Source organism: Streptomyces sp. NPDC057616, assembly GCF_042800575.1.
Classification (GTDB): Bacteria; Actinomycetota; Actinomycetes; order Streptomycetales; family Streptomycetaceae; genus Streptomyces.
On the sequence record NZ_JBHVGU010000016.1, the window covers coordinates 119,657 to 133,330 of the forward strand.

Here is a 13,674-nt window from a genome sequence, read left to right on the forward strand (position 1 = left end):
TGGACAGGTGACCTGTCGATGGTCGATGAAGGTGGCATAGACCAATAGAGGCGTCAACCCCCAACGGCTGCACCAGTTTTGACGACTGATCGCCGTAGGACCGCCACAGGGGCGGCAGAACACCAGCTACACTGCACTTGACCAGTGCCGGTCAGTGGTAAAGAGTGACGAAGACTGGTCAGGTAAAGTTCATGCACGGCGGCGGGGCGGGAGCAGGCACCATGAAGGCTGGCGAGTCGGGAGCGGTCCTCAAGCGGGAACGCGTACGGGACCACATCCTTCAGCTCATCGAGTCACTCCACCCCGGCGACGCCATCCCCTCCGAACGCTCCCTCTGCGCCGACCTTCAGGTCTCCCGGCCCACCCTGCGAGCCGCGGTCGACGAACTCGTCGCGGCGGGACTGCTCGTGCGCGAACACGGCCGCGGCATGTTCGTCGCACCCGAGAAGATCACGCAGGAACTCGTCTCCGACTCCCGCGCCATGGCCGTGCCCCGGGCGTCCGGCGCCTGGTCGAGCCGCCTGCTGGAATTCACCACCATCGCCGCCGGCGCCCGAGTGGGCCGCAAGCTGAGCCTCTCCCCCGCCGCCGACATCGTCTACGCGGCCCGCCTGCGCCTCGTCGACGGCGCCCCGATGGCCATCGAACACCTGCATATCCGGGCAGACTTGGTGCCCGCGCTCACCGCACAGGAGCTGGAAGCGGGCGACCTGTACGAGCATCTGCGCGAGCGGCATCAGGTCCAGGTCAGCGACGCGGTGCAGACGATCGAGCCCACCGTCGTCAGCCAGGCCGAGGCCAGGCTCCTGGAGGTGCCCCACCTCTCCCCCGCCCTGCTCTTCGAGCGCCTCACGAACGACGCGGACGGCCGGCCCGTGGAGTACGTCCACTCCGTCTACCGGGGCGACCGCTACCGCATCGTCTCCCGCCTCACCCTGACCTCGGCGTCGACCGACGGGGCGTCCGCCGCGGGCGTGGTCCCGGGGATGGCGCCGGGGACCGTCACCCAGTGGGAGGCGACGCCCCGGTGACACCGGTTTCCGGCCGTACGTGAACGCCCGGACCGGGCACGGACGTCACCGTGCGCCGGGAAGCCCGTCGACCATCAGGCCCAGGGTGAAGTCGAAGCGGTCGTCGGTGGTGCCGGCGGTGAGCTCGGCGGCGTAGCGCTTGGTGTGGGGGAAGGTGTCGGGCAGTGCGGCGAACCGGCGCAGGAGTTCGTCGCGGCCGACGACCCAGTCGTCGTCGCCGCGGGTGAGCCGCCGCTTCACCAGGGAGACCTCGAGGCTGTAGGCGTTCACGTAGAGCATCAGCGAGTCGATGCCCCAGGCGGCGACCTGGGGGGCGATGCCTCCGGCGAGCAGGACGGCGAGCATTCCCTCGCTGACGCGCAGGGTGTCCAGGTTGGACGAGGCGGCGGCGAAGGCGGCCCGGGAGATGCCCGGGTAGCGCAGGTACTGGTCGCGCAGCTGGGTGCAGACGCCGATGATCTGCTCCCGCCAGCGGGCGGGGTCCGGATCGGGCAGCTCGATCCCGGCGCACAGCCGGCCGATGAGCAGCTCGTCGAGATCCTCCTTGTTGACGACGTGGGCGTAGAGCGACGACGGTCCCGTCTCCAGCGCGGTGGCCACGCGGCGCATCGTCAGGGCTTCGTACCCCTCCGCCTCCACGATGCCGAACGCGGTGTCGATGATGGCGTCGACCGTGATCGGCTTCTTGCGCCCGCCGGACGGTCCGCGCCGGACCGCTCCCGCGCCCGCGTCCGTGCCGAGCTGATGACGGGCTGCGCGCCGTTCCTGCGGAGTCGGTGACATGAGCGCAGTCTAGCCGATCTACGAACAGTGTTCCACGTCACGAAGAACAGTGTTCGCCTTGCTCGGAACATCGCTCTGCTGTAGAACAGTGTTCGTGTCTACTGACCAGCACATATCCCAAGCGCCCACCATCAGCCCGCTGCCGTTGCGCACCGCGTGGCTCGTCCTGGCCGTCGTGGTCCTGGCCGACATCATGGATCTGATCGACTCCAGCATCGCCAACCTCGCCGGCCCGTCCATCCGCGCCGATCTCGACGGGGGCCAGGTCACGGTCCAGTGGGTGCTGAGCGCCTACACCGCCGCCTTCGCCCTCGGACTGGTCACCTCGGGACGGCTCGGCGACCTGCTCGGCCGCCGGCGGCTGTTCCTCCTCGGCATGACCGGGTTCACCCTGGCCTCACTGGCCTGCGGTCTCGCCCCCGACGTGGTCTTCCTGATCGTCGCCCGCACACTTCAGGGACTCTGCGGGTCGGTGATGATCCCGCAGGGCCTGGCCCTGGTGAAGGTCGTCTTCCCGCCCCAGCACCTGCGCAAGGCGCTCACGCCGGTCGGTCCGCTGATGGGCCTGACCATGGTGGCCGGGCCCATCCTGGCCGGCTGGCTGCTGCACCTGAACCTGTTCGGCAGCCAGTGGCGCTCCATCTTCCTGATCAACGTCCCCTTCGGTGCGGCCGCCCTTCTGCTCGGCCGGCGCGTCCTGCCGCACCACGGCGGAGAGGACCGCTGCGCCCGTCTCGACCTCACCGGCGTCGGCCTGCTCACCGCGGCCTCCGCGCTGCTGATCGTCCCGCTCATCCAGGGACGCGAACTCGGCTGGCCCGCCTGGACCTACGGGATGATGGCCGCCGCGGTCGTCCTGCTCGCCCTGTTCGTCGTGTCCCAGCGACGCAGCAGCCACCCCGTGATCACACCGACGCTGTTCCGCAAGCGCAGCTTCGTCGTCGGCCTGGTCATCGTGGCCGGGTTCTACGCCTCGCTCAGCGCGTTCGTCCTCGTCATCAACCTGCTGTTGCAGCAGGGCATGCACTGGACGCCGCTGCGCACCGGCCTCACGCTCATCCCCTGGGCCCTCGGGACCGCCGTCGCCGTCCTGCTCGCGGGCGCGGTGCTCGCCGAGAAGCTGGGCCGCGCCACCCTGCACCTCGGGCTGTCCCTGGCCGTCGCCGGCCTGCTGGCCCTGTGGTGGTCCATAGCCCACTGGGAGGCCGACATCACGGTCTGGAAGGTGGCGCCCTCGCTGCTGCTGACCGGATTCGGCTCCGGCCTCGTGTTCGCGCCCCTCGTCGACTTCATCATCGGCGACGCGACCACGGAGGAAGTCGGCACCGGCGCGGGCCTGTTGAACGCGGTCCAGCAGTTCGCCGGGGCGATCGGCGTCGCCGCCCTCGGCACGGTGTTCCTCGCCCGCGTCGGACACCCGTCGACCCACTCCTGGTTCACCGCCGCGGAACTGGTCTTCGGTATCGCCGCGGCCCTGAACCTGCTGACCTTCCTGCTGGTGGGCCTGCTGCCGAGGCACGCACAGCAGGCGCACGGGTGACACGAAATGAGCGCCGGGTCCGCAGGACCGCGCCTAGTGCGAGACGACCTCCCCGTCGTACACGTTCTCCGGCGTCACGACGCCCGTGACCGCCCGGGCCAGGAGGGTGGACGGCTCCTGGCCCTGGTAGGCGGTGTCGGTGTTGATCATGATGACCAGGGTGGCCTTCTTGGAGGGCAGGTAGACGGTCACGGTCTCGTAGCCCGGGATGGAACCGTTGTGGCCGATCCAGCCGTTGGTCTCGAAGATGCCGAGGCCGTAGCTGGTGCCGGGGAAGCCGGTCGGCAGCGTCTTGAGGCGCTGGGCCTGCGTCCCGGGGGTGAGCAGTTCACCGGTGGCGACGATCTTCGCCCAGCGCCGCAGGTCGTGCAGGTTCGAGATCATCGCCCCGGCCGCCCAGGCCCAACTCGGGTTCCAGTCCGTGGCGTCGGCGACCGTGCCGCTCAGCGTCTGGTTCGTGTAGCCGCGCGGATGCGGCTCGGGGAACTCCGCCCCCCGCGGGAGCAGCGTGTGCGCCAGGCGGGACGGCCGCAGGACCCGCGTGCGGATGAAGTCGGCGAGGCGCTGTCCGCCGACCTTCTCGACCACCAGGCCGAGCAGCACGAGATTGGTGTTGGAGTACTCGAACTGCGCCCCCGGCGCGAAGGTGTTGTCGTGCCGGAAACCGTACGCGAGCACCTCCCGCAGGGTGAAGGAACGCTTCGGGTCGCTCAGCAGGTCGTGGATGAAGTCGGCGTCGGAGGTGTACGGGAACAGGCCGCTGCGCATCTCGGCGAGGTGGCGCAGCGTGATCCGGTGGCCGTTGGGCACGCCGTGGACGTAGCGCGAGATCGGGTCGTCCAGCCGCACCCGGTGCTGGTCCACCAGTTCCAGCAGGGCGGTGACCGTGAAGGTCTTGGTCTCGCTGCCGATCCGCAGGAAGGAGCCGGTGCGCATCGGCCTGCCGGTGGCGGTGTCGGCGACGCCCGTCGCGCGGACGTAGCATCCCTTGCCCGGCATCCAGAGCCCGACGACGACACCGGGGATGCCCGCCTGCCGGCGGACGTCCTCGATCGCCGTGTCCAGCCGGGAGTTGGTCTCCGTGCCGAGACCGCCTGGCGGGCAGTCGTCCTGGCCGTTCCGGCCGGCTTTCGCGGTGTGCGCGACCGCGGCGGGAGCCGCCGCCGGGATCAGCACGGAGGCCGCGAGCAGAGTCGCGGCGATCAGTCGGCGGTGGGCGGTACGTCGCATGTCGGGCGCCTCTTCCGTAGGCAGGCTCGGGCGGAACGGCACCATGATCAGTGGCCGTTCGCCGCGCGGGCCCGCTTCCGGAGGGTGTGCGGACGAGTCCACTCGTTCGGCGCCAGGCGGCCGGCCCCGGTGCTGTCCCCTGTCCCTCGCGCACGCGGGGTGTCACATTCGGCGCCCCGCACTCCTCCCATACGACGACAACCGCAGGAGAGGGGAACGCACATGAAGCTCGTCGTATTCGGGGCGAACGGAGCGACCGGACGGCAGGTCACCGCGCAGGCCATCGCCGCAGGACACGCGGTCACCGCCGTCACACGGCACCCCGAGGACTTCCCGCTGAGCCACCGGCTGCTGCGGGTGGCCGGCGCGGACGTACTCGATCCGGCCGCCGTCGAAGGCTGCGTGGCCGGGCAGGAGGCGGTGATCTCGGCGCTCGGGGTTCCGTTCGGCCGCGAACCGGTCACCGTGTACTCGGAGGGCGTCACCCACATCACCCAGGCCATGACCAAGCACGGCGTACGGCGTCTGGTCTGCGTGACGTCGACCGTACTCTTCGGCGTGCCGGCGCCCGGCGAGACCTTCTTCTTCCGGAAGGTGCTCGAACCCCTCATCGCGCGCACCGTCGGACGCACCGTGTACGACGACATGCGGCGCATGGAGCGGATCGTTCGGGACAGCGAGCATGCGTGGACGGTCGTCCGGCCCGCCGGCCTGTTCGACGCGGAGGCCGTCAGCGGCTACCGGATCGCCACCTCACGGCTGCCCGGCCGCTTCACCTCCCGCGCCGATCTGGCGGACGCACTGCTGCGCGAGGCGACCGGCGACGGTCACGTGCGGACCTTCGTCGACGTCCGCACCTCGCAGGGCGTGCCGAGCATCCTCGACGTCATCCGCAAGGAGGCGTTCGGCGCCAGGGCATGACGCCGCCGGGACGGCGTCGACCGCCGGGCGTCGTCGGCGTGACGCCCGGCGGCCGACGGGCCGTCAGCTCGTGGGCATCAGGACGCTGTCGATGATGTAGACGTTGGCGTTGGCGGTCTTGACGTTGCCGCAGACGACCTTGGCGGACTTGTCGACGGTGTAGGACTCACCCGAACCGGACGTGGTGAGCTTCGACTTCTCCAGGGTGGTGAAGGAGCCGTTATCGAGGTCCTTCGGCGCCAGCTTCTGGCCCACCACGTGGTAGGTGAGGATCTTCGTCAGCTGGGCCTTGTCGGCCAGCACCTTGTCCAGCGTCGCCTTCGGGATCTTGGCGAAGGCGTCGTTGGTCGGCGCGAACACCGTGATGTTCTGGGCGTTGTTGAGGGTGTCGACCAGTCCGGCCTTCTTGACCGCGGTGACCAGGGTGGACAGGGCCGGGTTGTTGGACGCGGCGGTGGCCACCGGGTCCTTGGCCATCCCGTCGAAGGAGCCGGCGCCGCTCTTGGGCACGGACGAACAGGCCGGTCCGAACGGCTCGTCCATCGGCGACGCGCTGCTGCCCATGCCGTTGTCCGCCGCGGTCGCGGTGGACTTCGGCGCGGAACCGGCCTTCGCGGAGCCGCCGTTGTCGTCGCTGCAGGCGCTCAACGCGAGCGGAAGCACGGCCGCGGCGGCCAGGACGAGGGCGGTACGGCGCGTGCGGATGCGGGGGTTCATCGTGTTTCTCCTTGGGGTTGTCGCAGCATGAGCTGCTCTTGTGCGGTGCGGGGAAGGGTGGTTGGGGGTCAGTCGACGGTCACGACCACGGAGTGGTGGCCGCTCGCGCCGTCGGGGATGGTCCGGGTGCGCCGGGCGGTCTGCACCTGGCCGGTGCGGTCGGTGGCGCGGACGGTGAGGGTGTGACCGCCTTTGGTGGCCCGCCAGGGGAGGGACCACTGGCGCCAGGTGTCGCGGGAGTCCGCGGCCGCGAGGCGGGCCTCCTGCCAGGGCCCGTCGTCGACGCGCAGCTCGACCTTCTCGATGCCGCGGTGCTGGGCCCAGGCCACGCCGGCGACCATGACGGTGCCGGCCCTCGGGCGGGCGAAGGGCTTGGGGGTGTCGATACGGGACTGGGTCTTGACGGGCGCCTGGCGGGCCCAGCCCCGCCTGACCCAGTAGGGGTCGTAGGCGTCGAAGGTGGTGAGTTCGATGTCCTTGATCCACTTGCAGGCGGAGACGTAGCCGTAGAGGCCGGGCACCACCATGCGGACGGGGAAGCCGTGGGCGAAGGGCAGGGGGCCGCCGTTCATGCCGAGTGCGAGGAGTGCGTCGCGGCCGTCCATGACCTCCTCGACCGGGCTGCCGATGGTCATGCCGTCCACCGAGCGGGCCACCAGCTGGTCGGCCGGGCCTCCCTTCGACGGCGGCCGCACTCCGCACTCGGCCAGCAGGTCGGCCAGGCGTACGCCGATCCAGCGGGCGTTGCCGACGTAGGGGCCGCCGACCTCGTTCGACACGCAGGTGAGCGTGATGTCCCGCTCGACCAGCCCACGTCGCAGGAGAGCGTCGAAGGTGAGGGTGAGGGGGCGGGTGACGCCCTTGCCGTGGATGCGCAGCCGCCAGGCCGCCGCGTCCAGCTTGGGCACCACCAGGGCCGTGTCGACCCGGTAGAAGGAGGCGTTCGGGGTGACGAAGGGGCTCACGCCCGGGATCCGCACCTGCGCGCCCCTGGCCACGGCGGGGGCGGCGGACGCGGGTGCCGGCAGGACGACCTTGTCGCGGAAGGCGGCCGCGTCGCGTCCGCCGGCAGCGTTCAGCGTGCGTCCCAGCGCCCCGGCCCCCGCCGACGCCGCGGCGGCGGCCGTCGCTGCGATCACGAACCCGCGGCGGTCCCAGTCCGGCCCGTGACCGTCCTCCGTGGACGACGCCCGCGGCGAGAGGCGACCGACGAGGAGGTACAGGAGGACGGCTGCCGCGACAGCACCCACCGCGGAGGGCAGGGCGTCGGACGGGCCGGCCGAGTCGGGGCGGCTCGTCGCAGCGACCGCCCCCACGACGCCGAGGAGCAGAACACCCGCGACACCGATATACCGGAATCGCAGGGCGACCATTCCCAGCAGAGCCGCGAAAAGCGTGAGTACGGCGAGGATTCCGAGCTGGAGCATCAGTTTGTCGTTCGTGCCGAAATTCCGGATCGCCCAGTCCTTCACCGCGGGCGGCGTGCGATCGATCGCCGCACCGCCGACCGCGACGACGGGACCGGCCTGCGGACGGACCGCCGCCGACACGAGTTCGGCGACCGCGAGGGCGGCGAATCCGGCCAGGACACCGCAGAGTGCACCCAGGGCCGGCCGCGTCGGGCCGCGGCGTCGTCGCGTTTGCTTCTCGTCCTCGGTCACGTGGGGAATCCGAATCCGAAAGGCCTCCGGATTGGTCCACCGCCCGATCGGATGAATCTTTTTCCCGGACCAATCCGCACCCGCATCGGCCACGGATCATCGAATATTGGGGGTATACACCGCGAGCCGATTTCGGGCAGGCCAATTCCGTTCCGCCACGCCGGGAGGGGAAATGCGCGCGGTCAGGTGGGGAAGCTCATCAGGGCGACCGGAGCCGAGGTGGGGCTCTTCGAGCCGCCCGCGGGTTCCACGGTCACACCCATGCCCGACGCACCGTCGACGGCACCGTGCAGCAGGACGGCCTGGCTGCTGCGGCCGGGGTCCATGAGTCCGGCGGACCGCATGGTGCCCTTGTCGTCGAACCACAGTTGGTAGACCTTGCCGCCGGGGGGCGGTGCCATCCCGGAGACGACGAACACGGCCTTGTCCTGGCTCTCGGAGACGACGACGGTTCCCGTGGCGCCGTCGCCCAGTCCGGCGGCCCGGGTCCTGGCGTCCGGCGCGGACAGGACGGCCGCGATCTCGTCCGTTCCCTGTTCGGCCCGGTGCGCCCGGCTCGTGGCGTCCTCGGCGCGCTGGTGCTGCCACACCGCCGTGCCGCCCAGCGCGGCCGCCGCCGCGAGGCATGCGGCCAACGCCCACCGGGACAGCATCCGTCCGCGCGAAGCCGCGTGCCCGGTGTGGATCGGGAGCGGCCCGCCGGGGGCCTCCTGCCGGACGGTGGTGATGCCGTGCAGCACCTGCTCGCGCAGCGCCGGACGCGGCGGGACCGAGACGGCGAGCGCGAGGCGGGCCGCGGTGGCGCACAGCTCGGCAGTCTCCTGGGCGCAGGATTCACAGGTCGCGAGGTGCCGCTCGAACGCGGCGCGCTCCTCGTCGGACAGGGCGTGCAGCGCGTAGGCCCCCGTCATGCGGTGCAGGTCGGCGGTGGTCATGCCGTCACCCCCAGGCAGTCGCGCAGCCGGATGAGCCCGTCGCGCAGGCGGGTCTTCACGGTGCCCAGCGGAAGCGCCAGCGCCTCCGCCACCTGCCGGTACGTCAGCCCCCGGTAGTACGCCAGGGTGACCGCCTGGCGCTGGACCTCGGTCAGGGTGCGCAGACAGCGCCGCACCTGTTCCCGCTCCAGCCGCGCCTCGATCTGTTCGGTCACCACGTCGTAGTCGGGCGTGTGGTCCAGCAGTGCGGCCTTGCGGTCGCGGGCGGCCGCGGCCTCCACCGAGCGCACACGGTCCACGGCGCGGCGGTGCGCGAGCGTGAGGATCCAGTTGATCGCCGTCCCCCGGTCGGGGCGGTACCGGGGAGCGGTGCGCCACACCTCGACGAGGACCTCCTGAGCGACTTCCTCCGACTGCGCCTGGTCGCGCAGGACGGCGCGGACGGCTCCCAGGACCGGACTCACCACGGCGTCGTACACCGAGGCGAACGCGTCCTCGTCGCCCAGAGCCACCCGGCCCACCAGCTCCTGCAGGTCCGGTTCCGCCGAGGGGCTTCTGCCGATGTGCACGGCTTCTTTCACGGGGGTCCTCCGTCGTCGGGACATGTCCGGCGGTAATCCGAGGCCGAGACGCCCGCGGATTGCTCTCGCGGCGAAGAAGAACGCAGGTGGAGCCGGACCGGGCGGCGACCCGGCGGCGCCGGAGGTCCCGCGGGATGACGAACTCGGCTCCTGAGCCACTTGGTTGGTCCCTGAAACCGACCGGCGCCTGCGGCACGTCCTCACCGGCGACCACAGGATGCGCGGCCCGTCCGGGCAGCGCGCCACCCGCTCAGGGGAGACCGACATGCCGTTCCGCTCCGTCAGACCCGCACGTTCCTCGAGGCGCGCCGCGGCCGCCGTCACCGCCGCTCTCACCGTGGCCGCGCTCTGGGCCGCCGCTTCCCCCGCCTCGGCGATCAAGGGCGGCGGTCCGGCCACGACCGACGCCCGGCCGTACGCGATGCTGATCGAGCTCGACGGAAGCCAGTTCTGCGGCGGCACCCTCGTCGCCCCCACCAAGGTGCTCACCGCCGGCCACTGCGTGCAGAACGCCGGGGACGTCTCCGCACTGCGGGTCGTCGGCGGCCGCACCAAGGTGGACGGCACCGGCGGCACCGTGCGGAAGATCGCCTCCTACCGGCTGGACTCGCGCTACAGCATGCCCGGTTACGCCTACGACGCCGCCGTGCTCACCCTCGACCGGCCCATGCCCTACCGGACGATCCCGGTGGCGGGCCCGAAGGACGCGGGGCTGGTCGCGGACGGCCGTACGGCCACCGTGCTCGGCTGGGGCCGCACCGGACCCGGCACCACCGCCACCCGGCTCAAGCAGGCCAGGCTGGTCCTGTCCCCCGTGGCCGACTGCGAGCCCTACACCGACTCGGACACCGACCCCGCGGCGATGCTGTGCGGCATGCCGCGGCCGGGCACCACCGACAGCATCTGCCCGGGCGACTCCGGCGGACCGCTGGTCAGCGGCGGCAAGGTCGTCGGCATCGTGTCGTCCGGCAACAAGTACTGCGACGAGCAGTTCCCGGTGTCGGTGTTCGTCCGCGCCGACTCGGTCGCCGCGGACCTGGGCCTCCCCACCTCCTGACCGAGGTCCAGGGTCTGGGCATGAGGCGCACCGACATCACTCGGGACGACGGCACCTGGACGGCGTTGTCCCTCGAGGTCGCCGCGCGCAGCCGGCCGGGTGTGCCTGTTCAGCACGGGGCGGCGGCTGTTGCTCGCGCAGCGGTCGCTGCCCGTCCTCCTGGCCGCCGCCGAACAGGACTACGGCGGGGTGGAGTTCTGGCGCACCGACGCCTACCGCTCGCTCGTCCCTCCGCTGCGGGCCTCCACGGCGCGCGCTCTGGCCGGCCGTCCGGACCGCTGGGCCCACCGCTTCGCCGGACACCTGCTCGACGCGGCCAACAGTCCCCTGCACGAAGGCCGTTGGCTGCTCTCGCCGGACAGCCCGCTCCTGCGCTGGAACCACGGCCACAGGCCACTGGGCGAGTACTGGGGGGTCCATGCTCGTCGAAGGCCATCCGGACGGGTACATCGACTGGTACGTCCACTCCGGCTCCTGGGAGATTCTCCCGCTGCGCCCGATGCCCGACGCGCGGGACGACCGGGTCAAGGCGTACCGCAAGCAGGCGCACGACGGGACGCGCCCGCCCGTGCTGCTGTGGTGGGTCAGCGGCCTGGACTGCCATCTGGTCGTCGGCGGTCACGCGCGCCTCGCCGCCGCGATCGCCGAGTCGGTCACTCCCTCGCTGCTGCATATGCACCGCACGGCGCCGTACGACGAGGTGGCCGCGGGCACCGAGCAGGCGGTGCGCCGCTACGAGACCGAACTGGCCCGCTTCGCCGAGCTCCGCACCGTCCACGGCGGCCACGTCCCCGACGGTGCCGCCGTCGCCGGACCGCCACTCGCCCGCCGCCTCCGGGAGCTGCACACGGAGCAACGGCCCACCTGGGCATGGCCGTTGCCGGGCGGCGAGGCCGAGTGGCGGCGCGTGGCACGCGAGGCGACCGCCAACCGGCCCTGGCTCGATGACGGTTGAGCGGCCCGGCGCTAGCGCGAGGAGACCAGCGCCTGGGCGAACGTCTGGGCCGCCGGTGCCGTCCACCGTCTGCGGTGCCGGGCCAGCCGGACCGGGACGTCGGCGATCCGGGGGCCGTTCACCCGTGCCAACCGCCCCTGGTCCAGGTGCTCCTGCACCGTCGTGAGCGGCAGCAGGGCCAGGCCCAGTCCGGCGCAGACGCAGGAACGGGCCGCGTCCACGCTTCCGAACCGCGTCAGCCGCGGCCGGGCGCCGGGCACGGCGAGCAGCCGTCGCTCCAGCTCGTCGCTGTAGGAACAGCCCTGTTCCAGCAGGAAGAAGTCCTCGGCGGCGAGCTGCGCCCAGTCCGCCGCCCGCTCCCGCCCGGCCAGCGGGTGGCCGGGGCCGCAGACGAGCGCGAGAGGCTCACGGGCGACCGGCTCGGAGGTCACGTCGGGGTAGTCGGCCTCCTCCTCCAGCAGCAGCGCGAGGTCGAGACGCCCGGACCGCAGGCCCTCGACGCATCCGGCGGTACCGGCCGCGTACAGGCCGATGTCCACCTCGGGGTGGGTGGCGCGCAGCGCGGCGATCACGCCGGGCAGCCGGCTGGAGCACAGTGACTCCGGGGCGCCCACGACCACCCGCCCGCCGAGGGCCCCGTCACCGTCGGCCTTCAGCCGTGCCACGGCGTCCAGGACGTCCTCGGCCCGCTCCAGCAGGCGCCTGCCGGACTCGGTGATGAGTGCCCCCGTGGGCAGCCGGTCGAAGAGCCGGGTGCCCAACTCCCGTTCCAGGGAACGGATGTGGACGGTGACCGTGGACTGCGCCAGGTGCAGCTCGGCGGCGGCGGCCGTGAAGCTGCCGGTCCGCGCGAGGGTCGTGAAGGTGTGCAGCAGGCGGGTGTCCACAAGGCCAGCCTATGCGATTCGTCGATGGATCGGTTCACCATCAATCGTTGGACTGAATCGGCGAAGGGTGGCAGCGTGGAGCCATGACCACCGAAGCGAGCGGAACAAGCCCCGTGAACCACCGCGAGCCGGCTGCCCGGCCCCTGCGCTATTCGGCCTTCACCCGCGACCCGGCGGGCGGCAACCCGGCCGGAGTCGTGCTCGACGCCTCCCGGCTCGACGAGGCCGCGATGCTCGCGGTCGCCGCCGAGGTCGGTTACTCGGAGACGGCGTTCGTCACCGGCGGGGACGAGGAGGCGCGCCGGTTCCGGGTGCGCTACTTCAGCCCGCTCGCAGAGGTGGCGTTCTGCGGGCACGCGACCGTCGCCCTCGCGGTCGCTCTCGCCGAACGGCTCGGCCCCGGCGAGATCGTCCTCGACACGCCCGCCGGTGAGATCCCCGTCGCCACCAGGGTGGACGACGACGGCGCTGTGCTGGCCACGCTCACCAGCGTGGCCACTCGTTCACGCCCCGCCTCTGACGCCGAACTGGACGCGACGCTGGCCGCCTTGGGCTGGTCCCCCGGCGATCTGGACCCCGAGCTGCCGCCGCACGTGGCGTTCGGCGGCAACGACCACCTCGTGCTGGCCGCCGCCTCCCGGGCCCGGCTGGCGAAGCTGGACTACGACTTCGACGGCCTCGCCGAGGTGATGCGGCGGCACGACTGGACCACCGTCCACCTGGTGTGGCGCGAGTCGCCGGAGCACTTCCACGCCCGGGACCCGTTCCCCGTCGGCGGCGTCGTGGAGGATCCGGCGACCGGGGCGGCGGCCGCGGCGTTCGGCGGATACCTCCGCACCCTGGGGCTCGTCACCTCGCCGGCCAGGATCTCGATCCGCCAGGGCGAGGACATGGGCCGCCCCAGCGACCTGCTGATCGACGTCGACCCGCAGGACACGCGCACGCGGGTCATCGGAGGGGCCGTGCCGATCGTCGACGCCGGCGGATCCGCTCAGCGGTCGTAGGCGAGCCGGGCTCGTCGGCCGGGCCGAAGGCGCCCGCGTGGAACTCGGTGAACGCCGTGGCGATCTCCTCCTCGCTGTTCATCACGAACGGGCCGCCCAGGGCGACGGGTTCGCCCAGGGGCGTACCGCTGCAGACCCGTGGTCGACCGGGTCACCCGGGGCAAGGCGCCGGCCAGTCCGCTGACCAGGTCGCTCGACAGCGGCGGCAAGGTCACCGCGAGCCGTCCGGCGTACCCCCGCTCCGGCTACGAGACGGTCGGCAACTGGGTGCACGGCAGGTGGGTGGTGGGCAAGGGCAAGGTCTGACTCCTCACCGCGGCACACGGTGTCGGCGGTGGCCCCCGGTCGGTGCCCGGGGCTGCCGCCGACGCG

The 13,674-nt window shown here is 72.0% G+C and carries 15 protein-coding genes; 7 read left to right on the top strand and 8 right to left on the bottom strand.

The window, feature by feature from the left end; translation table 11 throughout:
- Nucleotides 1-221 precede the first annotated feature (221 nt).
- Entirely contained in the window at nt 222-1,031 is an 810-nt protein-coding gene (locus ACFU97_RS21490; protein ID WP_384258765.1) for a GntR family transcriptional regulator, read from the top strand.
- A gap of 45 nt (nt 1,032-1,076) precedes the next feature.
- On the opposite strand, the gene ACFU97_RS21495 is transcribed toward ACFU97_RS21490, so the two are convergent.
- Nucleotides 1,077-1,814: a TetR/AcrR family transcriptional regulator gene (locus ACFU97_RS21495; protein ID WP_384258767.1), complete on the bottom strand. Its 738-nt coding sequence runs from the start codon at nt 1,812-1,814 to the stop codon at nt 1,077-1,079.
- A 94-nt stretch (nt 1,815-1,908) separates the two neighbouring features.
- Between ACFU97_RS21495 and ACFU97_RS21500 the strand changes: the two genes are divergently transcribed.
- A complete protein-coding gene (locus tag ACFU97_RS21500; RefSeq protein WP_384258770.1) occupies nt 1,909-3,354 on the top strand; it encodes a DHA2 family efflux MFS transporter permease subunit in 1,446 nt (481 codons plus the stop codon).
- A gap of 33 nt (nt 3,355-3,387) precedes the next feature.
- On the opposite strand, the gene ACFU97_RS21505 is transcribed toward ACFU97_RS21500, so the two are convergent.
- Nucleotides 3,388-4,584, bottom strand: a complete 1,197-nt coding sequence (locus tag ACFU97_RS21505) for a serine hydrolase domain-containing protein (RefSeq protein WP_384258772.1) — start codon at nt 4,582-4,584, stop codon at nt 3,388-3,390.
- A 222-nt stretch (nt 4,585-4,806) separates the two neighbouring features.
- Between ACFU97_RS21505 and ACFU97_RS21510 the strand changes: the two genes are divergently transcribed.
- Nucleotides 4,807-5,505 (top strand): NAD(P)-dependent oxidoreductase, encoded by a 699-nt coding sequence (locus ACFU97_RS21510; RefSeq protein ID WP_384258775.1) that lies wholly within the window; start codon nt 4,807-4,809, stop codon nt 5,503-5,505.
- A gap of 63 nt (nt 5,506-5,568) precedes the next feature.
- Here ACFU97_RS21510 and ACFU97_RS21515 read toward each other — a convergent pair whose 3' ends face one another.
- From ACFU97_RS21515 to ACFU97_RS21530, 4 genes are all read right to left on the bottom strand, one after another.
- Nucleotides 5,569-6,222: a fasciclin domain-containing protein gene (locus ACFU97_RS21515; protein WP_384258777.1), complete on the bottom strand. Its 654-nt coding sequence runs from the start codon at nt 6,220-6,222 to the stop codon at nt 5,569-5,571.
- Nucleotides 6,223-6,290: 68 nt separating this feature from the next.
- A complete protein-coding gene (locus ACFU97_RS21520; protein ID WP_384258779.1) occupies nt 6,291-7,883 on the bottom strand; it encodes a sulfite oxidase in 1,593 nt (530 codons plus the stop codon).
- Between the two features lie 182 nt (nt 7,884-8,065).
- Nucleotides 8,066-8,818 carry an anti-sigma factor domain-containing protein gene (locus ACFU97_RS21525; protein ID WP_384258781.1) on the bottom strand — a complete coding sequence of 251 codons (753 nt, stop codon included), beginning with the start codon at nt 8,816-8,818 and terminating at the stop codon, nt 8,066-8,068.
- Nucleotides 8,815-9,399 (bottom strand): sigma-70 family RNA polymerase sigma factor, encoded by a 585-nt coding sequence (locus tag ACFU97_RS21530; protein WP_384258783.1) that lies wholly within the window; start codon nt 9,397-9,399, stop codon nt 8,815-8,817. The genes ACFU97_RS21525 and ACFU97_RS21530 overlap by 4 nt, the downstream gene beginning before the upstream one ends.
- 265 nt (nt 9,400-9,664) lie before the next feature.
- Between ACFU97_RS21530 and ACFU97_RS21535 the strand changes: the two genes are divergently transcribed.
- On the top strand, nt 9,665-10,456 hold the full coding sequence (locus ACFU97_RS21535) for a S1 family peptidase (protein ID WP_384258785.1): 792 nt from the start codon (nt 9,665-9,667) through the stop codon (nt 10,454-10,456).
- Between the two features lie 418 nt (nt 10,457-10,874).
- Nucleotides 10,875-11,411 (top strand): hypothetical protein, encoded by a 537-nt coding sequence (locus ACFU97_RS21540; protein WP_384258787.1) that lies wholly within the window; start codon nt 10,875-10,877, stop codon nt 11,409-11,411.
- A gap of 11 nt (nt 11,412-11,422) precedes the next feature.
- Here the strand turns inward: ACFU97_RS21540 and ACFU97_RS21545 are convergent, their stop codons facing one another.
- Nucleotides 11,423-12,298, bottom strand: coding sequence for a LysR family transcriptional regulator (locus ACFU97_RS21545; RefSeq protein WP_384258789.1), 876 nt, complete (start codon nt 12,296-12,298; stop codon nt 11,423-11,425).
- Nucleotides 12,299-12,381: 83 nt separating this feature from the next.
- On the opposite strand from ACFU97_RS21545, the gene ACFU97_RS21550 reads away from it, so the two are divergent.
- Nucleotides 12,382-13,302: a PhzF family phenazine biosynthesis isomerase gene (locus tag ACFU97_RS21550; RefSeq protein WP_384258791.1), complete on the top strand. Its 921-nt coding sequence runs from the start codon at nt 12,382-12,384 to the stop codon at nt 13,300-13,302.
- On the opposite strand, the gene ACFU97_RS21555 is transcribed toward ACFU97_RS21550, so the two are convergent.
- Nucleotides 13,247-13,384: a hypothetical protein gene (locus ACFU97_RS21555; protein ID WP_384258793.1), complete on the bottom strand. Its 138-nt coding sequence runs from the start codon at nt 13,382-13,384 to the stop codon at nt 13,247-13,249. The genes ACFU97_RS21550 and ACFU97_RS21555 overlap by 56 nt on opposite strands.
- Before the next feature lie 56 nt (nt 13,385-13,440).
- Between ACFU97_RS21555 and ACFU97_RS21560 the strand changes: the two genes are divergently transcribed.
- Entirely contained in the window at nt 13,441-13,608 is a 168-nt protein-coding gene (locus ACFU97_RS21560; RefSeq protein ID WP_384258795.1) for a hypothetical protein, read from the top strand.
- Nucleotides 13,609-13,674: the final 66 nt, after the last annotated feature.

Bases quoted from the DNA above. Each gene is read 5' to 3' on its own strand.
- ACFU97_RS21490 (WP_384258765.1), top strand. From the start codon at position 222: ATGAAGGCTGGCGAGTCGGGAGCGGTCCTCAAGCGGGAACGCGTACGG.
- ACFU97_RS21495 (WP_384258767.1), bottom strand. From the start codon at position 1,814: ATGTCACCGACTCCGCAGGAACGGCGCGCAGCCCGTCATCAGCTCGGC.
- ACFU97_RS21505 (WP_384258772.1), bottom strand. From the start codon at position 4,584: ATGCGACGTACCGCCCACCGCCGACTGATCGCCGCGACTCTGCTCGCG.
- ACFU97_RS21510 (WP_384258775.1), top strand. From the start codon at position 4,807: ATGAAGCTCGTCGTATTCGGGGCGAACGGAGCGACCGGACGGCAGGTC.
- ACFU97_RS21515 (WP_384258777.1), bottom strand. From the start codon at position 6,222: ATGAACCCCCGCATCCGCACGCGCCGTACCGCCCTCGTCCTGGCCGCC.
- ACFU97_RS21525 (WP_384258781.1), bottom strand. From the start codon at position 8,818: ATGACCACCGCCGACCTGCACCGCATGACGGGGGCCTACGCGCTGCAC.
- ACFU97_RS21535 (WP_384258785.1), top strand. From the start codon at position 9,665: ATGCCGTTCCGCTCCGTCAGACCCGCACGTTCCTCGAGGCGCGCCGCG.
- ACFU97_RS21540 (WP_384258787.1), top strand. From the start codon at position 10,875: ATGCTCGTCGAAGGCCATCCGGACGGGTACATCGACTGGTACGTCCAC.
- ACFU97_RS21550 (WP_384258791.1), top strand. From the start codon at position 12,382: ATGACCACCGAAGCGAGCGGAACAAGCCCCGTGAACCACCGCGAGCCG.
- ACFU97_RS21555 (WP_384258793.1), bottom strand. From the start codon at position 13,384: ATGAACAGCGAGGAGGAGATCGCCACGGCGTTCACCGAGTTCCACGCG.